At 45.6% G+C, this 25680-nt stretch carries 24 protein-coding genes; 5 read left to right on the top strand and 19 right to left on the bottom strand.

The features are described from left to right. Positions 1–127: 127 nt before the first annotated feature. The 5 genes from M1K58_RS00920 to M1K58_RS00900 all read right to left on the bottom strand — a co-directional run bounded on the left by M1K58_RS00920 (position 128) and on the right by M1K58_RS00900 (position 4790). On the bottom strand, positions 128–1684 hold the full coding sequence (locus M1K58_RS00920) for a sensor domain-containing diguanylate cyclase (protein WP_256756786.1): 1557 nt from the start codon (positions 1682–1684) through the stop codon (positions 128–130). Positions 1685–1770: 86 nt separating this feature from the next. Beyond that, entirely contained in the window at positions 1771–3090 is a 1320-nt protein-coding gene (locus tag M1K58_RS00915) for a replication-associated recombination protein A (protein ID WP_256756785.1), read from the bottom strand. Positions 3091–3168: 78 nt separating this feature from the next. Next, entirely contained in the window at positions 3169–4224 is a 1056-nt protein-coding gene (locus M1K58_RS00910; RefSeq protein ID WP_256756784.1) for a CotH kinase family protein, read from the bottom strand. A 167-nt stretch (positions 4225–4391) separates the two neighbouring features. Then, positions 4392–4655 (bottom strand): hypothetical protein, encoded by a 264-nt coding sequence (locus M1K58_RS00905; RefSeq protein WP_256756783.1) that lies wholly within the window; start codon positions 4653–4655, stop codon positions 4392–4394. Further along, on the bottom strand, positions 4656–4790 hold the full coding sequence (locus tag M1K58_RS00900) for a hypothetical protein (protein WP_256756782.1): 135 nt from the start codon (positions 4788–4790) through the stop codon (positions 4656–4658). A gap of 446 nt (positions 4791–5236) precedes the next feature. Here M1K58_RS00900 and M1K58_RS00895 point away from each other — a divergent pair, with 446 nt between their 5' ends. After that, entirely contained in the window at positions 5237–6004 is a 768-nt protein-coding gene (locus tag M1K58_RS00895) for a hypothetical protein (RefSeq protein WP_256756781.1), read from the top strand. Between the two features lie 56 nt (positions 6005–6060). Then, the gene (locus M1K58_RS00890; protein WP_256756780.1) at positions 6061–6717 is read left to right on the top strand and encodes a DUF2642 domain-containing protein; all 657 of its coding nucleotides are present in this window, start codon (positions 6061–6063) and stop codon (positions 6715–6717) included. A gap of 81 nt (positions 6718–6798) precedes the next feature. Here the strand turns inward: M1K58_RS00890 and M1K58_RS00885 are convergent, their stop codons facing one another. The 12 genes from M1K58_RS00885 to M1K58_RS00830 form a co-directional block, all read right to left on the bottom strand. After that, complete coding sequence (locus M1K58_RS00885) at positions 6799–7557, bottom strand: tRNA threonylcarbamoyladenosine dehydratase (RefSeq protein WP_256756779.1); 759 nt, start codon at positions 7555–7557, stop codon at positions 6799–6801. Positions 7558–7578: 21 nt separating this feature from the next. Further along, a complete protein-coding gene (gene aspS, locus M1K58_RS00880) occupies positions 7579–9423 on the bottom strand; it encodes an aspartate--tRNA ligase (protein ID WP_256756778.1) in 1845 nt (614 codons plus the stop codon). A gap of 2 nt (positions 9424–9425) precedes the next feature. Further along, positions 9426–10703, bottom strand: a complete 1278-nt coding sequence (gene hisS / locus M1K58_RS00875) for a histidine--tRNA ligase (RefSeq protein WP_256756777.1) — start codon at positions 10701–10703, stop codon at positions 9426–9428. Positions 10704–11355: 652 nt separating this feature from the next. Next, positions 11356–11538 (bottom strand): hypothetical protein, encoded by a 183-nt coding sequence (locus M1K58_RS00870; protein WP_256756776.1) that lies wholly within the window; start codon positions 11536–11538, stop codon positions 11356–11358. A 63-nt stretch (positions 11539–11601) separates the two neighbouring features. Then, positions 11602–12048, bottom strand: coding sequence for a D-aminoacyl-tRNA deacylase (gene dtd / locus M1K58_RS00865; RefSeq protein ID WP_256756775.1), 447 nt, complete (start codon positions 12046–12048; stop codon positions 11602–11604). Between the two features lie 39 nt (positions 12049–12087). Then, positions 12088–14280: a RelA/SpoT family protein gene (locus M1K58_RS00860; protein ID WP_256756774.1), complete on the bottom strand. Its 2193-nt coding sequence runs from the start codon at positions 14278–14280 to the stop codon at positions 12088–12090. A 195-nt stretch (positions 14281–14475) separates the two neighbouring features. Then, positions 14476–14988, bottom strand: coding sequence for an adenine phosphoribosyltransferase (locus M1K58_RS00855; protein WP_256756773.1), 513 nt, complete (start codon positions 14986–14988; stop codon positions 14476–14478). Between the two features lie 166 nt (positions 14989–15154). After that, the gene (gene recJ / locus M1K58_RS00850; RefSeq protein ID WP_256756772.1) at positions 15155–17542 is read right to left on the bottom strand and encodes a single-stranded-DNA-specific exonuclease RecJ; all 2388 of its coding nucleotides are present in this window, start codon (positions 17540–17542) and stop codon (positions 15155–15157) included. Between the two features lie 94 nt (positions 17543–17636). Next, on the bottom strand, positions 17637–18572 hold the full coding sequence (locus tag M1K58_RS00845) for a cation diffusion facilitator family transporter (RefSeq protein WP_256758189.1): 936 nt from the start codon (positions 18570–18572) through the stop codon (positions 17637–17639). Between the two features lie 29 nt (positions 18573–18601). Further along, on the bottom strand, positions 18602–19516 hold the full coding sequence (secF, locus tag M1K58_RS00840) for a protein translocase subunit SecF (protein WP_256756771.1): 915 nt from the start codon (positions 19514–19516) through the stop codon (positions 18602–18604). Continuing rightward, positions 19506–20783 carry a protein translocase subunit SecD gene (secD, locus tag M1K58_RS00835; protein ID WP_256756770.1) on the bottom strand — a complete coding sequence of 426 codons (1278 nt, stop codon included), beginning with the start codon at positions 20781–20783 and terminating at the stop codon, positions 19506–19508. The genes secF and secD overlap by 11 nt, the downstream gene beginning before the upstream one ends. 113 nt (positions 20784–20896) lie before the next feature. Then, the gene (locus M1K58_RS00830) at positions 20897–21208 is read right to left on the bottom strand and encodes a post-transcriptional regulator (RefSeq protein ID WP_306220113.1); all 312 of its coding nucleotides are present in this window, start codon (positions 21206–21208) and stop codon (positions 20897–20899) included. A 151-nt stretch (positions 21209–21359) separates the two neighbouring features. On the opposite strand from M1K58_RS00830, the gene spoVB reads away from it, so the two are divergent. Next, entirely contained in the window at positions 21360–22952 is a 1593-nt protein-coding gene (spoVB, locus tag M1K58_RS00825; RefSeq protein ID WP_306220112.1) for a stage V sporulation protein B, read from the top strand. Between the two features lie 17 nt (positions 22953–22969). On the opposite strand, the gene M1K58_RS00820 is transcribed toward spoVB, so the two are convergent. Further along, positions 22970–23707 carry a YetF domain-containing protein gene (locus M1K58_RS00820; protein ID WP_256756769.1) on the bottom strand — a complete coding sequence of 246 codons (738 nt, stop codon included), beginning with the start codon at positions 23705–23707 and terminating at the stop codon, positions 22970–22972. A gap of 202 nt (positions 23708–23909) precedes the next feature. On the opposite strand from M1K58_RS00820, the gene M1K58_RS00815 reads away from it, so the two are divergent. Then, entirely contained in the window at positions 23910–24308 is a 399-nt protein-coding gene (locus M1K58_RS00815; protein ID WP_256756768.1) for a TIGR04086 family membrane protein, read from the top strand. Positions 24309–24381: 73 nt separating this feature from the next. Next, entirely contained in the window at positions 24382–25248 is an 867-nt protein-coding gene (locus tag M1K58_RS00810) for a phosphatase PAP2 family protein (protein WP_256756767.1), read from the top strand. A 109-nt stretch (positions 25249–25357) separates the two neighbouring features. On the opposite strand, the gene yajC is transcribed toward M1K58_RS00810, so the two are convergent. Next, positions 25358–25672: a preprotein translocase subunit YajC gene (yajC, locus tag M1K58_RS00805; RefSeq protein WP_256756766.1), complete on the bottom strand. Its 315-nt coding sequence runs from the start codon at positions 25670–25672 to the stop codon at positions 25358–25360. Positions 25673–25680 lie beyond the last annotated feature (8 nt).

The following is a 25680-nucleotide window of genomic DNA, read 5'->3' as shown; positions in this document are numbered from 1 at the left end:
AACGACGGTTAACCCTGTAATATGCCGTAGTATCCATCTCTATTCGCTTGAGCCTGCCACCTATACCGATTTATCGAACATCAAGGCCGTATATCCCCGATTCCACGGAAATAAGTAGAAATACTGCTTAATTCAAAACTTTTTCTGCTACTGATATTGAGTTTCTTCCTTGATTTTTGGCTTTGTACAAGGCTTGATCCGCAGCCCGTAGCCACTGCTCCCAGCTTTGGTCGTAAGCAAGATCGGAAGTCGCTACACCGATGCTAATGGTCACAAGGGTATCTGAGGAAATACCTGCATTGGGAATAAACCGCTCCTCAATAGCCTGTCTAATCCTACTCGCTACATGTAATGCTTTATCCTCATTAAGATCTGGCAATAGGATCGCAAATTCTTCTCCACCATAACGATATGCTGTCCCACCAACTTTCTTCGCTTCATCTTCTGCCGTATCGGCAATACTCTGCAAGCAGACGTCTCCTGCTTGATGACCATAAAAGTCGTTATAAGCTTTAAAATTATCAATATCAAACAGCAAAATAGTAATGGGTACCTGATTATGTTTAGAAGCATTCCAGTATTTCTGAATATCCTCATCAAACGATCGTCTATTTGAAATACCCGTTAATCCATCCAACATAGATAATCGCTGCAGCAAGGTATTAGCCATTTCCATCTTACGCTCGGCTTCCTTACGAAATCCGACTTCCCTAGCCATTATCAATACAGCTGGACGGCCATTGTATGGGAAGCCGATGGCGGTGACCTCCACGTCTATTATCTCTCCGTCTAGCTTAATAAACTGCTCGTCCAAGGCTCCAACTTCATTATCTTCTATCGCTTGCTTAGCACGACTTACGACGAGATCCGCAAAGGGTTGATGAACGAATTTCAACATCGGCATGCCGATTAATTGCGCTGAATCATCGACCCCCATCAATTGCGCGCACGCTGGATTGGCGAACACAACAATTCCATCTTGATGAACGGCGATCGCGTCCGGCGAATGATCCACTAATCTTCGATAACGTCTCTCACTATCGAACGTGTTTTTGAGAGCTTGCTTCGTTGTTCGGAACATCATCCATGTTGCAATAATAGCGAAGAAAGAAATAATCGAGCCAGCAATAATCATATTCATAGAGTAATTGGCACGACTTTTCTGGTCGCTCCATGACTTCGCTATCGTGCTCACCACAAGCTTGGACAAGCTCTGAATTTGTTCCCGAAACAGCTCCATCTCACTATTACCTTCGTTATGCAATATAAAGGCTTCTTCAACCTGATCATCATCAATTAATTGCTTAACCTGGAGAAAAAACAGCTCCACTTGAGCCAAACTTTCCTGAATCGATTCAATAGCTGCCTTGTAATGATGATCTCTTATGCCAATATCGGTTAATTGTTGATTAACGATCTCAGCCTCACGCTTCCCTTGCTCGAAAGGTTCTAGGAATGTCTGATTCTGAGTAAGCAAAAATCCACGAATTGCAGTCTCCTGGCTCACGACAGCCAGTAATAAATGGCCTACCGTTTGATCCAACGGATACATTTGTTCGTTTACTTGAGTTGTAGATGTGGTAATTTCTCGGAAGGAGACATAGTTAACAATACTAATGATCAAAAATAGACCAACCGTACAAATATACAAGCTAGCGAGACGCCAATCATTGCGACGCACCACGCTTACTCCTCCATTTGTCTCTTAATTATTGTAGTTTACTTACATTTATTAATTTTACCATATATCCAACATTTTTTACCTGTATTTTACTTTTGTTTTCGTGGACCTCTTCGTTTTATTTGATTTTGGCGTATTTTATCTTCCATTCCTTGCTCGGTTGCTTCATAGAACACTTTAGTAGACAGCTTCTCAGGGAAATAGTTCTGTTCAACGAAGTGTCCAGGATAATCATGCGGATATTGATAGCCTACATGGCCCAGCTTCATAGCCCCGCTATAATGACCATCCCTTAAATGAAGGGGGACCTCTGCAGATTTAAGCGAATCAAACGATTCCATTATTCTGCCAATCGTGACCGCAATCGCATTGGATTTCGGACTTTCCACAGCAAACAAAATCGCTTGTGACACAATATACTTGGATTCGGGCCACCCGATCCGGTGATAGGCTTCCATGGCGCTTACAGCTTGTACCATCGCTTGAGGGTTAGCTAGTCCAATATCTTCACTACATGCAACGGTCAAGCGCCGCAAAAACACCATAGGGTCCATCCCCAGCTTCTCCACTGCATAAAGAAACCAGAAAAGTGCGGCATCACTTGAGCCTCTGAGACTCTTATGAAATGCAGACAATACGTCATACTGTGTCGACTCGTCCGCTTGAACTGTCGGCTGGCGAATAGACTCTTCAGCAACGTCCAGGGTCACACGAACCGTCCCGTCAAGGTCGGAAGGCGTTGTAACCGCCGCCAGTTCAAGCGCCGTCAATGCACGCCGAATATCCCCGTTTGCCATTGATGCGATATGCTCCAATGCCTCTTCGTCAGCAGATAGCTTCATAAATCCTAGTCCTTTGGACGAGTCGGCTAGAGCTCTCCGCATAGCGATCATGGAGTGTTCCTTGGCCAATGGTTCCAAACGGAATAACGTTGAACGCGATAATAAAGCTCCGTTCACGGAGTGAAACGGATTTTCCGTTGTTGCTCCTATAAATATAATAATTCCCCGCTCTACAGCAGGAAGCAAAGCATCTTGTCGTGCGCTATTAAAGCGATGTACCTCGTCTAGGAACAATATGGTTTTACGACCGTACATGTTCTTATTACTTTCCGCTTGCTGGATGACTTCCCGCACGTCTTTGACCGTTGCATCGACCGCGTTTAGTCGAACAAAGTCACCCTCTGTTTGCTTGGAAATAATATGCGCCAACGTCGTCTTGCCGCATCCAGGAGGCCCAAATAAGAGTATGGAGGATACGACATCCCCCTCAATCGCCCGTCTCAACAATTTACCCGGGCCAATGAGGTGCTCCTGGCCGATATATTCCTCCAAGGTTTCAGGGCGCATCCGATCAGCGAGCAATCGAGCTCGTGGCTCCGAATGTGCTTGAAAGCTGAATAAATCCATTGTGCAAACCGCCTTTCTTCTCCCCCCATCATATCAGAAACGATCACCGACAGGAAGAGAATAGGAACGTACGTTCTTCTAAAGACGGCGTAGTTCTGACTGTATGATGGCTCTCCTTTCCCTGATATAACTACGGAATACACTTGGTTCCCCAAGAAATTCACCATATGACCATCTCCGTGCTCGGTCATCCCGAACATCAGGAGCAACTTCACTTATCATTTTTTCTACGATGGGCATTAAACTGCTTTCCGTAAAGGGACCGTTCAGAGCTTTCTGTAAAATCGTTTTATACTGTTTCCTTATGCTCGAATACGATAGAAGCTTACGGGTTAAAAAGTTGTATCCGGATACCGCTACCAAGTCGCTATCCACGATTCTGCCATAGCAATTTCGTCCCCAGGTTCCTTCGTAGTCCCATGGAATCATACGCAGCTTGTTTGTTTTCTGGCTGCGATAGATCGCATAATTTTGTTCAAAACCGTCGTAGTTCCCTGTTAACACCGCTCCCGCCAACCAACTCAGATAATTGTTAACATCCAGACGAGATTGTATGAAGGCCAGTCCTTGTTCACCTTTATGTGTGTTAAGTCCCTTTACAAATGATTTTAGCTTTGTTTTCTCAGATGAATTTCCAAACCGATATTCATAGCCCGACAGAAGAGACGATTTGGGGCGATTCGTTTCGGGATTATTAATCCCGAAATCCGCTCCGTTATTTATCGCATAGAACAAGGCGGAGGCTCCGATCTTTCTTCTGCGAAAGAAAAGCTTCTCCACACCTTCAATTTCTAAGTAGATTCCTAGTGCTTCGCCATTGATCATTAAAAGCACGTGCTTTGTTCTAGGTGCAGGTACACCGATCATCGGGAAAAAGGCAAAGGATAAAGCATTACGAATGATCGAAGGATCATCAAATTCTGCATTATAATGAAATGCTTGATTTTTACGAACAACCTCATAAGAACGTTTGGGATAGCTTCTTGTATGCCCACCGCGATAACGAACTGATACCGACACGATTGTTCCATTAGCCTTCATTTTTGCCGGCACATACTTGTCATTCCACAAATTTTTCTCTAACTCTCGGCTCGCCGATTCACTAATAATAAGTGTTCTAACGGGTAGAGGCATGTCGTCTCCGCCTTTCCTCCTGAAACGTCCATTCATCTATATCAGCGTATGTCGCCCTGGTATTAGCGGAAACGGCATTCGTCTATGAACCAAGCCAAAAAGAAGAGGCTACCCTTACAGCTCACGCTGAAAAAAATAACCTCTACAATAGTTGCGGCATTCACGATTCAGAAATTAACAGCGTCCTCTGCTTCCGCCGGTACGTCCACCATTTCCTCCTGTACGCCCTCTGCTTCCGCCGGTACGTCCACCATTTCCTCCTGTACGCCCTCTGCTTCCGCCAGTACGTCCACCAATTCCTCCAGTTCGCCCTCTGCTTCCACCGGTACGTCCACCATTTCCTCCAGATCGCCCTCTGCTTCCGCCGGTACGTCCATCGTTTCTACCGGTTTTTCCACTTCTTCCACCTGTTCGATTACGATTTCCGTCACTCATATGCCGTCCGTCTGTTCTTCCGCCAGTACGACCACCCCAGTCTCCCCAGGTTTGATGATCATTTTGCGGTGCTTGAACATTGTCATCTTGATTTGTCCCTTGATTCTGCCCCCCACCTTGCTTCTTACCACCGTCTTTCCTCCACCAGCATTTGCATTTCCGGTAATAACGCTTAGGACGGAGATTGTTACAATTACGATTTGCATGCAATTCCATGTTCAATGAAGCTACACCTCCCATTTGAAGATCATTCACTCTATGTAGAATTGTTTGATAGTGACAGAGACAAGCGCAGAATACGAGCTGAAAATGAAGTAAATAGGGCATTTCACTCCTATTAAACGTGGAATTTACAAGGGGCTAGGACAACCAACCGTATCTCTTTATCAAGGGTACACATAGATATAGATTACAAACTCACTTCCCCCACAAGTGCAAAGGAGGGACAAAGTATAAGGATAACAATTGAGTATCTATGCTTGAAGGCAGCTGTCCCCTCATTCACGATGTGAGAAGTTAGTTTAGCGATTCTATCAACATGAAATCCATTTCCCTATTATGGAAGGAGAATGAACCAATGTTTAGTTTTCACCAGCCGGTTCAAACCGTACAGCAACAGGAGACTCAAAGTCGCCAACACAATTATGCCATGCAAGCCAATCACCTTATTGGTCAAGAGGTTCGTATCAATCGTGGAGGTCACGATAGCGTAGAAGGTGCGCTTATCGCTATCCCTGGCGATTATCTCGTTATCCGGTCTGACAATGTTGTTGTCTATGTTAATGGAGCTCACGTAAAAAGCATTACAGAGGGCTCCACCGGTGGAGGGAAAAGTGGTGGCAATTCCGGTGGCAATCGAAGTGGTGCTCGCTCAGGAGGGTCCCGTCATAGAAGCTTTATTAGCGCACCTAACTTCCAATCCCTACTGACACATTTGAAACATAGACACATTCAAATCAATCGCGGAGGACATGAAAAGCTCGACGGCTTCCTTGCTGAAATATCCAGAGATAACGTATTACTGATTGTTGACCGTGAACTTGTAAGAATTCCGACCTTCCACATTAAAAACGTAAGTACCTCCCAAAAAAATCAAAACAACAATAACAACAAAAATAATAACAACAAAAACGAAAACAAAAACGAAAATAAAAACAACAACAAATCTGGAAATAACAAATCCGGCAACGTCAATAACAAGTCGGGTGGCAACAACTCCACCAAAAAATCTGGCAGCAACAGATCAGGTGGTAACAAATCTGGGGGCAACAAATCCGGCAACAGAAATCGGAGCAATAGTGGTCGTCAAGGGGAAAGCCGTAACAAAGGAAATGGCCGCGGTTAACCAAACTCAAGCCCCGATTGTAGTGTAGTTGCAAAGGAGGTGCTTCCGCTGAACCCATGGAAACTTATTTGAACCAATCCGTATCTCTAACCGTATCGGGCACCCGGCTTCCTGTTAAAGGTAGGCTCATTGATCTGGGCACCGATATTCTAGTTTTGCACAATGGCACCCAATTCCTCTACGTCCCTCTCGTTCATATCCAGCAATTAACTCGCTGCCCTGTACTCGAATCTAATTTCGGTGTGCCATCCGAACCGCCACTTGATCCCGCTATGGATTTGTCCTATCGAAAAGTACTGCTTAACGCCAAGGGAATGTTTTCTGAGCTTTATATTGCAGGTAGTCAGACGGTTCATGGATATGTTACAAGCATCATGAATGATTTTTTCGTCTTCTACTCTCCTATGTTCAGATCGTTATATGTGTCGATGAGACACCTAAAAATACTTGTACCCTATGACCCCCATACAACGCCATATGCACTCGAACAAGAAAAGTTCCCAGTCCATCCGACAACCGCTTCACTTGCCCGAACCTTTGACCAACAATTAAGAAAATTCCAGAATGAGTTCGTTATCTTAGATTTGGGAGAACATCCGGAGAAAATAGGCCTTCTCAAATCTGTACAAAATAATCTTCTTGAATTGGTCACTGCGGACGGCGCCAGTACCTTTATCCATCTCGATCATGTTAAAACGATTCATCGACCTTAGTCGATAGATATCGTATAACAAAATAAGGCTATTCCAGGGATACACTCCCTGGAATAGCCTATTTTATATAACCATTATTTCTTATACATATGGCTTATCCACTTTGGCAAGTAGATCTTTGAACACGACACTAACCATGATCAAGCCTGCTACCGGAGGGACAAACGCATTGCTAGAAGGGGGTTGCTGTGCTTTACGAATTTCAGGAGCAGTATCCGGTACAATCCGCTGTGTCACATCTTCTCTCGGTTTAATAGGAAGCTCCGTGGAGAATACGACCTGAACACCCTTCTTGATCCCTTCACTGCGCAGCTTCTTACGAATAACTCTAGCCATTGGATCTACGGTTGTTTTCGAAATATCCGCAACTTGAAAGCGTGTTGGATCAGTCTTATTAGCCGCGCCCATACTAGAAATAATCGGAATCTTGCGCTCCAAGCATTGCTTAATGAGATGAATCTTATACCCGATCGTATCCGAAGCATCTATAACATAATCAAGGGGGTACTTGAATAGCTCTTCATACGTTTCCTCGGTGTAGAACATCCTTAACGCAATCACATCACACTCTGGATTAATGAGCTTAATGCGATCCTTCATCAAATCTGCTTTAGGTTGGCCGACAGTTGTCGTTAACGCATGGATTTGACGGTTAATGTTCGTAATATCGACAACATCCTTGTCGATCAAGATAATCCGCCCGACACCCGAGCGAGCGATCGCTTCAGCCGCAATCCCGCCGACTCCGCCAATACCAAGCACAGCGACTGTGCTGCCCTTAAGCAGCTCCAGCCCCTCTGGCCCGATGGCTAATTCCGTTCTGGAGAACTGATGCAACATCGGTGCTTCTCTCCTTTTTAATTAGCCTTGGCTTTGATCGTCAGAATCGCCCGCTTCTTCCGATTGCTCCGAAGTTGCCGTAGCTTTTGTTTGTGCAGCAATGGCTTTAGCCGACAGACGAACGTGAAGGTCGTCTAATTGACGTTCTGTAACCGCAGATGGAGCGTCGCACAACAAATCCGTAGCGCTTGCTGTTTTCGGGAATGCGATCGTTTCGCGCAAGTTCGTGCGACCTGTCAGCAACATGATCAGGCGATCCAATCCGAAAGCGATTCCTCCATGCGGAGGCGTGCCATATTCGAACGCGTCGAGGAAGAAACCAAACTTTTCTTGTGCTTCTTCAGCAGAGAACCCAAGTGCTTTGAACATTTGTTCTTGAACTTCGCGGCGATAGATACGCATGGACCCACCACCAACTTCATAACCGTTAAGCACGATATCATAGGCTTGCGCACGAATAGCACCTGGATCTGTTTCGAACAATGGTAGATCCTCATCTGCTGGGCGGGTGAAGGGATGGTGTTCCGCAACAAAGCGCTTGCCTTCTTCGTCCCAACCGAGTAATGGGAAGTCAACAACCCATAAGAATTTGTAAGCCTTGTTGTCGATGAGACCAAGATCGCGTCCTACCTTTTGACGCAAGTTACCCATAATATCCGCAGCTGTTTTCAACTTATCAGCGGAGAAGGTCAGTAAGTCGCCATCTTCAACGTTCAAACGCTCCGTTAATGCTGCAATTTCTTCAGGCTTGAAGAATTTAACGATCGGTCCCTTCCACTCGCCGTCTTTTACCGTAATCCAAGCGATACCTTTACCGCCATAACGTGCCGCGAATGGTTGAAGATCATCTAGCTCTTTACGGCTCCAGCTTGCACAGCCCTTAGCATTCAATGCTTTAACAACACCACCGGATGCAGCAACAGATGCGAACACCTTCACTTCACTCGTTTTTACAATATCTGTAACGTCTTCGATTTCCAGACCGAAACGTAGGTCCGGCTTATCGGAGCCGTATTTATGGATCGCATCATGGTAAGTCAAGCGTTGGAATGGTGTCGGAATTTCTACGCCAATCGTTTCACGGAATAGACGAGCCATCAATTGCTCCATCATACCAAGCAGCTGATCTTGGGAGAGGAAAGAAGTCTCGATATCGATTTGCGTAAATTCAGGTTGACGGTCAGCACGAAGGTCTTCATCGCGGAAGCAACGAGCCACTTGATAATAGCGTTCGATTCCGCCAACCATCAACAATTGCTTGAACAATTGTGGGGATTGCGGCAATGCGAAAAACTCGCCTGGATGAACCCGGCTCGGCACCAGGTAGTCACGTGCGCCTTCCGGTGTGCTCTTCGTTAGAATCGGTGTCTCTACATCGATAAAGCCATTGTCATCCAAGAAATCGCGGAAAATTTTAGTCGCTTTGGAACGAAGCAAAAGTGTTCTTTGCATTTCAGGACGGCGAAGGTCCAAATAACGATATTTCAGGCGAAGTGATTCATCCACTTCTACGCCATCTTCGATTGGGAAAGGAGGCGTTTTTGCTGCATTGATGATCTCTACTTCTTCAACTTGAACTTCGATCTCACCTGTTGCTAGGTTTGGGTTGAACGTAGCTGCATCACGCTCTACGATTTTCCCTTTCACAGCTAATACGTATTCATTACGAGCGCGGCTTCCTAGATCCAACGCTTGACCTGAAAAATCTGGATTAAAAACGATCTGTACAATCCCTGAACGGTCACGAAGGTCAATGAAGAGAATGCCTCCGAAGTCGCGCCAGCCTTGCACCCAGCCGTTCAAAATAACCGTCTGACCTACGTTCTCCTTGGACAATTTACCGCAATCAATATTTTTAAGCATCATGATTAGTTGTTCCCCTTTACGTCTATGGATGTGAGTGATTGAATCGTTTGTGCTAGATCCACTAGCTTCACGACTTGCTGTTCGCCACCCGTAACGGGTCTAAGCGAAATCTCTCCGCGATCTAATTCATCATCGCCGAGAACTGCCGCAAAACGTGCACCACTGCGCTCAGCTGCTTTGAATTGAGCTTTTGTCTTACGTCCTTGATAATCGCGTTCCGCAGCAATACCAGCCGTACGAAGCTGCTGTAGTAATTGAGGCAAAGCCTTCTCCGCACGATCGCCAAGTGCGACGACGTATACATCAGCGTTGTTACCCAAATCAGGTTTAATGCCTTGGCTTTCTAGCAGGAGTAGTGTTCGCTCCAAACCGAGTCCAAGCCCAACTCCCGGTTTGTCGTCTCCACCAACTTCAGCAACGAGTCCATTATATCTCCCGCCACCGCCAATCGTATCGATTGCGCCAATACCTTGAGCCTTGTATTCGAATGCCGTGTGTGTGTAATAATCCAATCCACGGACAAGCCTTGAATTCAGATTGTAGGGAATTCCCATTTCATCAAGGCACTCACGTACCCTTGCGAAATGAGTTTCACACTCCTCATCCAGACTGTCCACGATCGAAGGAGCATTCGTAAATTTATCTTGATCGACTTTACAGTCGAGCACACGCAGCGGATTACGATCCATTCTCGCTTGACAATCCTTGCACAAATCCTCTTTGATCGGTAACAAAAAGGCTAATAGCTTTTCTCTAAAAGCGGCTCTAACTGCAGGCGTTCCGACGGAATTAAGATCCACAGTTACCCCTTTAAGGCCTAGTTCAGCATAGAACATGTAACCTAAAGCAATAACCTCGGCGTCCAGAGCCGGATCAGACGACCCTAAGGCTTCAATTCCGAACTGATGGAATTGGCGGAACCTTCCCGCTTGTGCCCGCTCGTATCGGAACATGGGTCCAATATAGTACAGCTTGGTAAGATCAGGCTCACCATAAAGCTTATTCTCCACATAGGAGCGGACGACTCCGGCAGTACCCTCCGGCCGAAGTGTCATACTGCGCTTACCGCGGTCCTCGAACGTATACATCTCTTTTTCTACGATATCTGTTGTTTCGCCAACTCCACGCTTGAACAGCTCTGTTCCCTCGAATATTGGCGTACGAATTTCACTAAAGCGATAACGTCGACAAATATCACGAGCAGTATTTTCAACGAATTGCCATAGCTCTGAGTTTCCAGGTAAAATGTCCTGTGTTCCAGGCGGTTTTTGAAAATTCATAAAGATTCACTCCTTTTTTCAAAAATAAAAAAGCTCTCGTCCCACAACGATCCTAAGATCGTCAGGGACGAGAGCGTATTTGATATGCTCCCGCGGTGCCACCCGACATTCAAGCTAACTTCAGCTTGCGCTTCATCCGGTTAACGCCCGGCTACGCCATAATGCTATCGAACACTTCCGAAATGTCGGGTCATGTCGTTCACATCGGGTTCTCAAGGATGTCTTTCGTCTAATCATCGCCGGAAAGCTTACAGCCTAAAGGCTTTCCTCTCTGGGGGCGTGGGGTCAGAGTACTGTTTCCCATCATAGAATCAAAGGCAAAATGCAATTGTTACTAATTGTAGTATGTTGCCGTGAGCATGTCAAGTTGTCACTTTCGATCAAAAGTATATTTCTTGCCAATTGTAGAAAGAAAATAACCTGCCAACGTATTGGCAGGTTCATAAATTATTATATTGAAAAGGGGGTCGTCTATAGATTAGTCTATTTACTTTAAGAGGGTGTGAATAACAGATTACAGTTTCGTTACAAAAAAGTAAGCGGATTCTTAAATCCACACCTTCACGGTTGGTCTAGCTAATTATTCAATGAGGCTCACGAGGAAAGTCTGAATAGACCTACCGCGTCAGCCTCATTAGTTAGAGCCCAATCCTCACCCTCGTCCACCTGGAGGATGACGCCTTCCGTGGGCGGCGCCAGCAGGTGAATTCGAACCCATATCGCTCGCGAACTCCTCGCGAATTTGGCTCGACACCACCATCGCCTCCCTACGTTCCGGAATTAATCCTTCCCGCATCATCCATTCCATATTCGCTTCCTTGCGCGATTGCCTCATGTCGTCACTCCTAGCTTAACCAAGAAAGGGTTTGACATGTAGTGTTACCGCTTCGCGCTTATTTCAACCGTTCTTACTATCAAGGATCAGTGTAACAGGCCCGTCGTTGATGAGAGCGACATCCATCATCGCACCGAATGTGCCCGTTTCCACTTGTAGTCCCCGTGCACGTAAACGGGCGTTGAACTGTTCATACAGGGTTTCGGCAACGTCAGGTTTCGCTGCTGCCATGAAGTTAGGTCTTTTGCCGTTGCGACAATCCCCGTACAAAGTAAATTGGGATACCGACAAAATTGCTCCCTTAACGTCTTCCACTGACAGGTTCATTTTCCCAGTATCATCTTCAAATATTCGTAATCCTGCAAGCTTGTTTGCCATCCAGACCAAATCCTGCTCCGCATCCTCGTGACCAAAGCCAACAAGGAGTACCAAACCTTTTCCGATCTCACCTACAATCGTACCATTCACGGTTACCCGAGCTTCAGATACCCGCTGTAAAACAACCTTCATTACTGCAACCTCCGTCCTAACAATCCTAGCTACCCACTGCTATTGCATCATCCGTTGCACGGAAAAAATATCTTTGACACGTTTGATTTTATCGACAACGGATTGAAGATGGTCCTTATTACGTATAAGGATCGTCATATGCATAATCGCCATTTTATTCTTATCGGACCGACCGGATACTGCGGCAATATTCGTCTTGCTCTCCGAGACGGCTTGCAGCACTTCATTTAATAACCCTCGGCGATCATGGCCTAGGATCTCAATTTCAACGCTATAATTCGACTCGACCGCCGATTCCCACTCGACTTCTATAACTCGTGCCACTTCTTCGCCGTCTTCACCCGTAGGAATGTTCGGACAATCGCTCCGGTGAACCGATACTCCTCGTCCTCGCGTAATATAGCCGACAATGTCATCCCCGGGTACAGGATTACAGCAACGGGCAAAGCGCACGAGCAAGTTATCTACACCTTTGACGCTAACCCCATGGGTTGGACGCTTCTTCTCCACAGATGATGAAGGAGCCTTCATCTCTTTTACTTCTGTCGTCAGTTGAATTTGCTGTGCTTCTTCCGCTATCTTGCGCAGCTTCTCCGTCAGCTTCGTACAGATTTGTGCAGCTGTAATTCCCCCGAAGCCAATCGCTGACATCATATCTTCCATGTCATTAAACGTAAATTTCTTAGCCACTTCTTGGAGCTTGTCCTCCGTCATCCACTCATATGGCTCTAAACCAAGTCGCTTAAGCTCACGCTCAAGAAGCTCACGACCTTTATCAACGCTCTCTTCCCGCTGTTCCTTCTTAAACCATTGGCGAATCTTGCTTCTCGAGTGAGAAGATTGTGCAATTTTCAGCCAATCTTGGCTCGGCCCATAAGAATGCTTGGAAGTCAGAATCTCGACAATATCACCCGTCTTAAGCTTATGATCGAGGGGAACAATTCGACCATTAACCTTGGCTCCAATCGTCCTGTTTCCGACCTCCGTATGAACCCGATAGGCAAAATCAAGCGGGACTGATCCCGCAGGAAGCTCAAATACTTCACCCTTAGGAGTAAACACAAATACAAGATCGGTGAAAAAGTCCATTTTCAACGATTCCATAAACTCCGCCGCATCACGAGTTTCCTGTTGTAGCTCTATGATCTCGCGGAACCAGTTCATCTTGTCTCCGAAGCTGCCTGGTGCTACTCCTGCTGAATTTCCGTCCTTATATGCCCAGTGTGCTGCGATCCCGATCTCACTCGTCCGATGCATATCCCATGTCCGGATCTGAACTTCCGTCGGTTCACCAGTCGAGCCCACTATCGTGGTATGCAATGATTGATACATGTTCGCCTTAGGCATAGCAATATAATCTTTAAAGCGACCCGGCATCGGCTTCCATAGCGTATGAATTATCCCGAGCGTCGCATAGCAATCCTTCACGTTATCAACAAGAATACGAATAGCTAATAAATCATAAATCTCGTTAAATTGCTTATTGCGGCTGCTCATCTTCTTATAAACGCTATAAATATGTTTAGGTCGACCGGATATATCACCATGGATGCCCATTTCATCGAGCTTCTCATGAATGCGATCGATCAGTTCGGTAATATGCTGCTCCCGCTCAGTCCGTTTCATCTTCATAAGGTGGGCTATGCGATAGTATTGCTGTGGGTTGAGGAATCGAAGTGCAATATCCTCCATCTCCCATTTAATTGAGCTAATCCCTAATCTATGAGCGATCGGGCAGAAAATTTCTAATGTTTCATGCGCAATACGACGCTGACTTTCCTCCGACTGGAATTTAAGCGTGCGCATATTGTGCAGTCGGTCAGCCAGTTTAATAAGAATCACGCGAATATCATTGGCCATAGCCACGAACATTTTCCGATAATTCTCGTTCTGCTGCTCCTCCTTGGATTGGAATTGAATCCGCTCCAGCTTGGTTAATCCGTCGACTAGGCCCGCTAATGTTTCACCAAATCGGCTACGCAAATCGTCTAGCGTGACATTCGTGTCTTCGACTACATCATGAAGTAATGCCGCCATAACTGTGACGACATCCATTTGCATCCCCATAATAATTTCAGCTACAGCTAGAGGATGTAAAATATAAGGTTCACCGGATTTACGAACTTGTCCGCGATGTGCCTCTTCAGCGAATTCGTACGCTTCCCGAATTTTCTGCAAATCTTGCTCTTTCATATACGTAGATGCTTTCTCAAGAAGCAGCTCCATGCCCATGCTAGTTTCCTTTCCGCCGGATCCGTCACCGGGAGTTTTCCCTGAAGTTTATTGCTACCATTATGCCTCTTCACGGCGGAAATCGTCAACCTTGAAGCGATGGGCAGGGTGGACCAGACCGACTAACTATCCGATTTGCAAAAAAGGACACCCTACTAGCCATTAGACTAAAGTGGATGTCCTGATCGTGTTCGATTAATACGTCATCAAAGAAAATACATCAATACCCGACAGCTTCTCACGTCCGCTTAAATAACCAAGCTCGATCAAGAAAGCTGCACCTACAATTTCGCCACCGAGCTGATTAATCAAATCGATTGAAGTTGCAATTGTGCCTCCTGTAGCCAGTAAATCGTCAGCGATCAATATTTTTTGCCCTGGCTTGATCGAATCATTATGAATCGCGAGGCGATCTTTGCCATATTCCAGATCATAAGCCGCTTCTACGGTTTGCCCTGGAAGCTTGCCACTTTTACGAATCGGAACGAAGCCCACACCAAGTGCAATTGCAAGTGGTGCGCCGATCACGAACCCACGTGCTTCTGGTCCTGCTATTAAGTCGATTTCCTTATCCTTTATCAGTTCTTTCATAGCTTCAATAGCTGCCCGATATGCCGGACCATCTTTAAGTAATGTTGTAATATCCTTAAACCGGATGCCCGGCTGCGGAAAATCAGGGATAACTCTGATGTAGTCTTTGAAATTCACGAATATCAAACTCCTTTAAAGTGCGTGTTCAACCTCTAATTAGGAATGCAGCTAAATGTTTCAAGATCACGAACAGCATTATACACTTTTTACATACCCTTTGGCTAGAGAGTAGCTTGAACAAGGGAATTCCTCTCCATTACCCCAGCCTCACCCTCCCAGCGGCTTAATCGCCCGAAGCCAAGTGACAGGAGTCAATCCAGTTCTGAAGCTCTTCCGTTGACATCTCCGTCAAGCTTAAATCGGTGGCAAGCTCGCGAGCTTTACGATACCGTTCAGACTCTTCTAAGCCCTTGCGGGGAGGATCTGAAACTATTTTCCGTGATGCCCCTGATACAGAAATGAAGCCGAGCTCAATGAATACTTCGTGCATCATCCGAATTGTAGATAAGGGCCTTTCACATACCATCGCCGTCTCTTGCATGAAACCGTCAGGGCTATCCAACCACGTAACTCGTTTGCGGCACATCGCATATACTTCGGCGAAATGCTGTCTTTCGGGAAAAGTAACTTTCTCTGTTATTTTATGACTAGCATCTTGCTCAGAGAATACGGTTACGCTCTCTAATCCTCGCTCTAGTGATAACCATTGCTTCAAAGCTCTAACCTCTTGGTCACTCGTCGGTAGACCAAGTAATATGAAATGTCGACGTCCATGAAGTTGATCATTACCTGAATCTTTATATAAGCTAACAACAATTTCAGACTGGCCGAATCTGGAGCTGGCCTCCTTATATAACGTCGTAGAAGCGCAGCAGATGACAAAGTCTGTTTGCGGCTTATTTAACACATGTCCCTCTATACCCGTCCAACTCTTCTGGTCCTTACGCCGATCGGTCACTCGCAATTTCTGCGAACGAAAGTCCTGGAACATCATCTGAACTTTGCGATTGCCATTCCATTCATTAATGGACAGCTCTCCGAGCAAGTCTATGAACAGCCCAGGTGCCAATCGATCCTTGTGTTCCCCCATACCAAACGCGACCACATCGATCGATTGTCCGCTTTGCTCAACCGTAATACGCAGATGATTGCCTTCCTTCCCCATTGTGCGACTAGATTGGATCAGCACATCACGAATCATAATACGTGGGGTTGGATTCCCATTGCCGAATGGCTCCAAGCTAGCTAGCTGATCTACAGCTTTAATCGTAATATCCGCAAGGGTAATGCCTAGATCCACGCGTCTCTTAGGCTGCCAGTCTTCTTTACTCAACCATTGCTCCGCCAGGTTATGCAAGCGATCGGCAAGCTCCCCAACACTTTCCTGGGAAATAGTCATCCCCGCCGCCGCTTGATGACCACCATAATGCTCCAGCAAGCTAGCACATTCCGTTAGCGCAGCGTATAGATCAAACCCTTCTATGGAGCGAGCCGAGCCTTTGCATAATCCCGTTACCACATCCAAGGCAAGAATGATGACAGGTCGATAATAACGCTCCACAAGCTTGGAGGCAACTAAACCAGCGATTCCTGCATTCCAGCCTTCCTTAGCAAGAACGATAACATTCCGCTGCACGCCCCCAGCGTCGGCACATTGGCTCTGCCACATGTCGTCTGCTTCGATTACGGTTTGTTCCACTAGCGCTTGGCGTTCACTGTTTAATCCATCCAGTTCAATAGCCAGCTTCTCTGCTTCCTCATCATCCATCGCTGTAAGTAATTTAAGTGCGACATCCGCATGAGCTAGTCGCCCCCCAGCATTAAGTCTTGGAGCCAAGGAGAAGCCTATACGTCCACTATTCAAATCCTCAGGATTAACATTGGATACCTTCGCAAGCGCACGAATTCCAGCAATCGGTCTTTGTCTCATCTGCTCCAATCCAAGCCGAGCAATAATTCGATTCTCACCAGTAAGGGGCATAAGATCAGCTATTGTCCCTATCGCCGCTAAATCTGCATATTCCTTTACGGGATGTCCAAGCATTGCATGAGCGAGCTTAAATACTACCCCAGCCCCACATAACCCCTTGAAAGGATAAGGACAATCCTTCTGCTTAGGGTTAACAAGAGCTATCGCAATCGGTAGTATCTCCGGTGCTTCATGATGATCCGTAACGATCACATCTATCCCTCTATGTGTTGCATATGCAATTTGCTCGACTGCACTGATCCCATTGTCTACGGTAATCAGAAGCTGAACGCCTGCTTCCACAGCCAGATCAATCGCTCCTAGATTAAGCCCATACCCTTCGCGGCTCCTATGGGGAATATACGTATCAAAGGAAGCCCCCAATTGCTTGAGCAGACGCATCATAAGAGCTGTTGAAGTGACCCCATCCGCGTCGTAATCTCCGTAAACTCGAATCCGTTCTCCATCTCGTATTGCGCGGGAAATTCGCTCGACTGCTTCAGCCATTCCTTTCATTTCAAACGGATCTAAGAGATGATCCATATCATGATGGAGAAAAGCAGCAGTTTCCTCCAAGGATGTCCATCCTCGACCTGCGAGAACCCCTGCGACCAAACCGCTAACATTCAAGCTTTCGGCTAGTTCCGCGACCTTGTTGTCCTCTACCTTAGGTAAATCCCATCTATACTTAGATTTAATCACGATATTGCTAACCTCCCTCAAGCGAAAAAAATAAATAAATCCGCCGTCAGGTTGGCGGCGGATTTATTCATGACATAAACACTTAAAAACCTAATTATTGCACAAATGATGCTAGCTCATCTTCTTGATGATTAGACTTGTAAGGAAAGCCTGGATCATAAGGCTGTACCTTCACATTGGCATCCATCACATGCAAGAAGCGCTTGGTCAATTGCCGACGTACGCGAAGTGCGACATCTTGCCCTTCGAATACGCTAATTCGTGGATTCACTCGGATAATGACATCTAAGATCACATAATGGCCTTGCTCACGGGCTTTCACCTCGTCAACGGCTACGACACCGTCCACCCTTTGAACAGCCTCCAGCAAGGTCTGTGCATCCGCATCATCCATAACAGAATGGTCAGATGACCGAAGGACGCCTGCAATTAACCGATAGCCCATTCGAATGACAAATACGGAGATCACAAGACCAGCCGCCGGATCAAGCACATAAAGAAACGGCATGTCGTAAAGGCCACCAATGAACGCACCAGACGTACCGACCAAAGCGGTTAATGAAGCAAAAATATCAGAACGATTGTCTCCGGCCCGATCTCCACGAATTCCGCAGCGGAGGTCGCTACTTCGCTTATAACGGACAAGACCTTCTCGAACTCCAATACCGATCGCAATGACGATAACGGCTCCTACACCCGGTGCTTCATCCACTCCATTTGCAACCGATCGAACCGACGAGATCCCGATTTCAATTCCCACAACGAGCAACAAAGCAGATAAGACAATTGCCGCCATGGATTCTGGCTGCTTACGAGATGAACTCATCGCATTTGGATCAGTCCGAGCTTTACGGATTCCTAGATAAGAGGTTGCTGTGCTAGCGCAATCGGCTGCGGAATGACAAGCATCTGCGAGCAGTGCTTTACTTCCAGTCATCCAACCGACCGTGCCTTTTACAATAAACAAACCGAGTAGCCCCCATAAGGAAACGAGAGAGCCCCTTTCCGCTGTCACGGAGTGTTGTTCCATAGCCACTAGAGCCACTCCTTTCCTGTTGCTTAAGGCGTGCTTTGCGGTTTAACTGCTACTTTCTTAATCGGTTGCTTCTTCTTCAGGTACAACCACAATTGGCTAGCAATGAAGATGGAAGAATACGCACCACTTACCAATCCGAAGATCATTGCCAATGAAAATAGCTTAATCGACTCTCCACCAAAGATGAATAGACAAACTGAAGCAATCAGAACGGTAATAACCGTGTTAATGGAACGAGACAATGTCTGCCAAATACTATTGTTAACAAGTAAATCAAGATCTCCATGAGTCTTGATCTTAGTAAAGCGTAAGTTTTCACGAATTCGGTCAAAGATAACGACCGTATCGTTAATGGCATAACCGATAATCGTTAGCACCGCCAGAATGAAAGGTAAATTGACCTCGAAGCGGAAGATCGAGAACATTGTAATAACGAAAAACGCACTGTAAATCAAAGACGTAACCGCTGCAATGGCAAAGCGCCACTCGAAGCGCATACTCACATAGAGGACGATACCTAGGCAGGCAACAGCCATCCCGATTAATGCACTCTTCTGTTGCTCTTGTGCGATATCCGCGTCTACGATATTGATTTCATAGGAGGCATCAACATCAATCTGTGAGCTGAAAGCGGCTTTAAAAGCCTTTTCCTGCTGGTCGTTAAGTGCATTCTTGAATCGAATAGAATCGCGACTCTCCGCTGTTGTAAGGGAATACTCGCCAAATTCCGATTTTTGCTCATCCAGAAAAATTCTCAATTTTGCTTCATCAACCGATTTCGAAGTCGTGACATCAACTGAAGTACCGGAGCTGAAATCAATGCCGTAATTCAAACCAGAGATGCTGACGATCACGATTCCTAATAGCGTGACTAAAGCGGAAAAAATCATAAATTTGCGACTAGATTTGACGAAGTCAAAGGTACGTTTAGAGCGCATTGATCTCACTCTCCTTTACGCTATAATGAGACGGCTTGTTCACGAATCCGCTCTTGATCAATAAGGAAAGTAAATAACGCGGCAAGAATACGTTTGTCGCGATGTTAACCACAATACTCCAGATGAGCACGACAGCAAAGCTCTTCACTATACCGTGACCCATGAAGTAAAGAACACTACCCGCGATAAGCGTCGTAATATGCGCATCAATAATCGTCCGGAAGCTGTTCTTCGCTCCAGCACGTAGTGAGGAGGTGACCGTCTTGCCATTGCGTAGTTCATCTTTAATCCGTTCAGCGGTTATGATGTTAGAATCCACGGCAATCCCGATTCCAAGTACGAAGGCCGCGATACCCGGAAGCGTTAACGTGGCTCCCATTAAGAAGAAGATACCCAGAAGCACCCACACAAAGACGAGCAAGCAAATGCTCGCTACTACACCAGGAATACGATAGAAATACAGCATAAACACTAGAATAAGAACGGACGCCAGGGCACCTGCAAACAAGGTATCATGCAGGGATTGCTTCCCTAACGTTGCGCCAACGCTTTGGGTATACTTCTCAGTTAGCTTTAATGGTAATGCGCCCAGGTTAATGATATCTGCTAAGTTTTGAGCCTCAGCACGAGAATCTTGACCGGAAATAACAGCTGTCCCATCGGTCAGAGCCGTTTGAACAACAGGTGTAGATATCTCATCATCATCCAAATAAATAGCCATTACTTTGCCAATAAGCTTAGTTGAAGCATCAGCTAGCTTCTTTTTATCATTCACAACAATTCGAACCATTGTTGGATTTCCAAATTCATCTGCTTCAACCTTAGCGGCTCCTTCTTTGAAGTCACTTCCGAGCAGCACAGGTGTGCAGTAAGAACCATCCGCACAGCCTTCTGAGCTCCGGAACTGAAGATCTGCCGGCCTTTTCATCAGTTCGCGAATTTGCTCGATAGCCGCATCTCGTTCTTTATCCGTAGTTCCCGTTGAAACAGGGATTTTCAACCGAATCCGGTTTTTCCCTTCGGTTGTCACATCAGGCTCTGCCACATTATTGCGATTCGCCCGTTTCTCAAGACTCTTAGCGGTTTGGTTCAAAGCTTCTTTCGTTACTACGCCGCCTTCTGTTAACGGATGCGCTTCGTACAGGATTTCCACTCCGCCTTTTAAGTCGAGCCCAAGCTTCGTTGCTTTTAGTAATCCTGGTGTAAAAATACCCATAATCCCAAAGCTAACGACAACAATGAGCACGAAAGCCAACAATCGTTTCATCTCTAATGTGATCCCCTTTCGAATTCTCAATGTTCCTATTATAACTACGTGATCAAATGGAAGTCAAAAATAAAGCCTTCCCCCTCAGGAGAAGACTCGGCATAATCCGATAATCATTTACGTATTTCGCCTCTATACATGCTCAAAGTGATAAAATTCATAAATTGCGTCACCTTAAGGGACAAAATGTCGTTCACAATCTCATATAATGGCGGAGTGCCTTTTTTATGATATTTATCACTTACACATTCCCATACGTCAGCTCCGGATACGTGATCATACCCAATTAAATGGAACTCCTCCGCCTTACTTAGGCATAGCATTTCAATGGTTTCGTTGATCTCGATTTCATTCAATTTAGGCTCTGATTCATTGGACTCACCTTCGAGCTCATGATTCGGCAACTCTTCGTTTGACTCTTCCATTCGAAATCCCTCCTAGCCTCTGAATGAGCGTCGTCCCCTAATGATGCTCTTTATTTGTTCTATACTCAAGCTTTAATTCCTGCTAAAGGCATGAAGATGGACAACCACTGCATACATATGGACTAACTCACCCGAGGGAAGAGGGATTCCATTGAGCTTGCGTAAACAATCTTTTATCCAGGGAGCCATGATTCTTCTGGCTGCTGGTCTTCTTAACCGTATTCTAGGGTTTGTTCCTCGCATCGCTTTGCCACGGATGATTGGTGCGGAGGGTGTTGGGCTTATTCAACTCGTATATCCTTTTACCATAGTGTTACTTACGCTTATTGCAGGCGGAATTCCTTTAGCCGTGGCAAAAATGGTAGCGGAAGCTGATTCCAAAGATGAGCAACACTTGGTCAGCAAAATATTACGGGTATCCGTCATTTTATCCATGACGATAAGCCTTATCGCTGCGGCCGTTTGTTTTGTCTTATCTGAGTTTATTGCCACAAAGATAATGACGGATCCACGGGTTCATACTGCATTCCTGATGATGATACCGGTTTTACCACTCGTGGCACTGTCTTCCGTTTGGCGTGGATATTTTCAAGGGAAGCAAAATATGATTCCAACCGCTTTATCGCAAACCTCTGAAACTGTATTCCGTATCGTGCTAACGCTGTTGTTTGTCTGGATGTTCCTTCCCTATGGCTTAGAGCTTGCAGCAGCAGGAGCTGTTCTCGGTATGGTGGCAGGGGAATGTGCGGGGTTAATTGTGTTAGGCATTCAATTCCTAATGGAGCGTAGAAAACCTCTCCAATTCACACCAGCAATAGCGAGTAACCCGAAGGAACGATTAGCTTTACCTTCTATTCGCCACAAACCTATACTGAGGGAATTGCTAAATACAGCCATCCCTGTTACAGGTAGTAAGATGATTGGATCGCTTTCCTACTTGCTAGAATCGATTCTAACCGTAAGAAGCTTAACGATAGCTGGAATAGCTGCAGCAGGGGCAACAGCTCAATATGGAGCACTACAAGGCATGGTCATCCCGTTACTCCTACTTCCTGGAGCCTTAACCTATTCTTTGGCTGTTTCTCTCGTCCCTTCACTTTCTGAGGCTGCCTCACGAGGGGATTGGGCAACGATCCATCTTCGGTTACATCAATCGATGAGGCTTGCAATCGTAACAGGTGCTCCATTCGTTGTGCTTATGGGATTACTTGCTGGCCCCATCTGTACATTGCTCTATGGTAATGATTCTATGGCTGGCATGTTGCGTTGGCTCGCACCGATTGCCGTATTCCTCTATATGCAAGCTCCTTTACAGGCTGCTTTGCAAGCACTAAACCGTCCGGGTACCGCATTATTCAATACTTTCGCTGGAGCGGCCATCAAATTAATTCTAATCGTTCAATTAGCAACCAATCCGCAATATGGAATCACTGGTGTTGTCATTGCGATAGGTGTCAATATGATTCTTGTCACCTTGCTGCATTGGATTAGCGTCGCCAGATTGACAGGCTTTCGGATGCATCCACTCGATTTTCTCAAGGTTACCATCGCCATGATCGTGATGAGCGCTGCTGCTCTGTGGATTTGGAACGTCAACCTTATGGGGCAAAATATCTTAAATTTATTCTTAGCTAGCTTCGTTGCTACCGTAATTTATTTACTCCTGCTCATCTTGCTCAAGCTTATTGATCGGCATGATGCGGCTCGGGTGCCAATTATCGGACGTTTTTTTCTCCCTAAATAAGTTTCTTTGAAACGAACTTAGTGCTTTTTATCCACATAAAGCTTACCTTTGTGATCAATGCTACAAAAAAATACGTTTTTGAAATTATCAACTTCGTAGCTTTGTAGAACATTTTTTAGCCAAAATCGTGTTTTACCCAGCTTTTCCAAATTGTCGTCTTGAACTTGCCCATCCATAATTAGGGGCATCGGCAGAAGCTCATATCTTATTTTAGGATTTTCATCCATCTTAGAGTATCCGCGTTCTTGATCACCATCAAAGCTGGAGCCGTTTTTTCTAGTACTTCCTTCTTCAATAGTTGAATTTTGTTCTTTCTTAATGACGGACAACTTACCCGAAGTCTCCAGTACAGCAAGCTCAACATCACTAATTTCAGTCAGCTGATTTTCACGAAGTTGCCCCATAAGATCATCAAGATTATATCTCTGCCGGTGCATTTCATGGCGATTTAAACGCCCATCACGTATAAGGACACTTGGTTTCCCATCGAATAACGTGCGCACCTTTCTACTCTTCAAAGAGAAGAATGCAATACTGATTTGGATAAGCACAAGAAGCAGCATTGGAGCTACGGCAAGTAGTAATGATTTCTCCGTTGATTCGATGACGATTACAGCGATTTCAGCGATCATAATTGATATGACCAAATCAAACACCGAGAGCTTACCGATTTCACGCTTACCCATTAAACGTAAAATCAAAAAAATGAAGAAGTACATAAAAGTTGTCCTAAGTAATATCGAGGTCAGTTCCATGGTCTCCCCCTCCGTCTTATCAGAATGCTTAGATTAACCTTCCGGTGGAGTTACTTGGACTTATAGTGTCACCGTGTACTTGATCACTCATTCCCATCAACTGCACGGAAAATATGGTAATTGGGTTTGGTCTAGCCTGTACTAGGTAGCACCCTATCGCCATAAGCTGTACAAACGAGTATTTACTAAGGAGTGATATGATTTGAATCCATTTTCCCGCTTATTCTGCTTGCGCAATGCCTCACCTGTTGCTTCTGGCTTATATTGGTCTGGAATTTGGCTTGCTCTGGGAGCCATTGTTCTGTCGATCATGCTAATGGGTTCTTCGTTAAGTGAGTCCAACATGCTGCCATCTGTAATCGGTGTACACGGCTGTGCATCATTAGCAGGTGGTTTCGTCTCCGCCAAGCGTTCTGGACGCAGGGGATGGTACTTTGGTATGGCGAATGGCTTGTTGTACACACTGCTATTAATTACGATCAGCTTCTTGGCAACGGATGCAGATTGGACTGTCACAGTCCCTATCTTGCTCATGGTTACTTGCTTAGCAGGAGCCTTCGGGGGAATGCTAGGAGTTAATGCGAGCCCTAAAACTCGGTAAATCGATATTCTCCCCTAGGTTGTGCTATAATAATGCGTGCTTGCATCACTAGGGGAAGTTCGGGGGGCTCGTCATGGTTTTGTTCCAAAGCATGTCAGCTGTGGCAACCTATTCAACAATTGCGGTCACCATCCTAATTGCCTTCGGTACGGGTCGTCAGCCTTTTGCAGCGGCATGGTCATTTCTTAAGTCCATGGTTACCTCTCGAAAGTACTTACTGTTCTTCATTGCGGTATTAGCTATCATGTATCTAAACAAACATGAGCTCCAACTGGAAGAATGGTTTCAGGTTACATACGATCTAACACCCTTACTTAGCGGTTGGGAAGGAAACTGGCCCGTTTGGCTTCAGACGAACCTTCAATCTGATCTTCTGACTGCAATTTGCGGCATCTTCTACCTCGTCTTATTTCAATCTACCTTGATAGCATCCGTAGGAATTTATACACACCATCAAAACATGAAACTGTATTATGCCTTTTGCATCGCAATATTACTGAACTATTTATTGGCAGTGCCATTTTACTTATTCATTCCTGTTAACGAAGTTTGGTATGTGCATCCTCAGGTTAAATTTCTTCTGCTAGATGTGTTCCCATCGTTCGAACAGGAATATCGTTCACTATCTGGCTTGAATAACTGTTTCCCTAGCCTGCACACCTCCATATCTGTCACAATTGCTCTAATTGCCAGCAAATCCGGCATACGCCGTTGGGCAATCTTTACTTGGATCAATGCTATCGTCATTATTTTTTCGATTTTCTATCTCGGGATTCATTGGTTCACGGATATGATCGCAGGTTTTGCTTTGGCTGTTCTGTCTGTTACTATCGGGCTTAAAGTAGGATCCTGGGCGGAAAGCAATTCCTTCAAGAGCCTATTCCTTCGGGAAAAAGCTAAGCTTAAAGAGTCACCTCGGCCTGTCGGATCCAAACCGTAACCGCACCGTGTGGTTAGATCGCTTAATCAAAAAAAGTGGCTCCGATAACCAAATGGTTATCGGAGCCACTTTTTTGTTTAATTAATTAAAAGATCGGCATGGCTGAAGATTAAGCTTCGCCTGCTTCACTTTTCTCATTTGAACGTGCTGATACGTTATTAACGGAAGAACGATCAAACGTAAGCTTAGTTACATCATTTACTTTGATGACTACAGTGTCATCGGAAATTTCCGCAATTGTACCATGTAAGCCGCCAACTGTTACTACTTTGTCGCCTTTTTTCAAGGCATTCAGCATAGAGCCGCGTTGACGTTGCTTCTTTTGCTGCGGACGAATCAGCAGGAAATAGAAAATAGCAAACATGAGTATAAAAGGTGCTAACGTGTAAAGAAGGTTTCCACCACCTGATTCTGCTAACCACATATGTGTTC

It is taken from the genome of Cohnella sp. WQ 127256 (assembly GCF_024519285.1).
GTDB lineage: Bacteria > Bacillota > Bacilli > Paenibacillales > Paenibacillaceae > Cohnella.
Note: the sequence above shows the minus strand (reverse complement) of the source record. Positions and strands in the feature narration are given on the sequence as shown.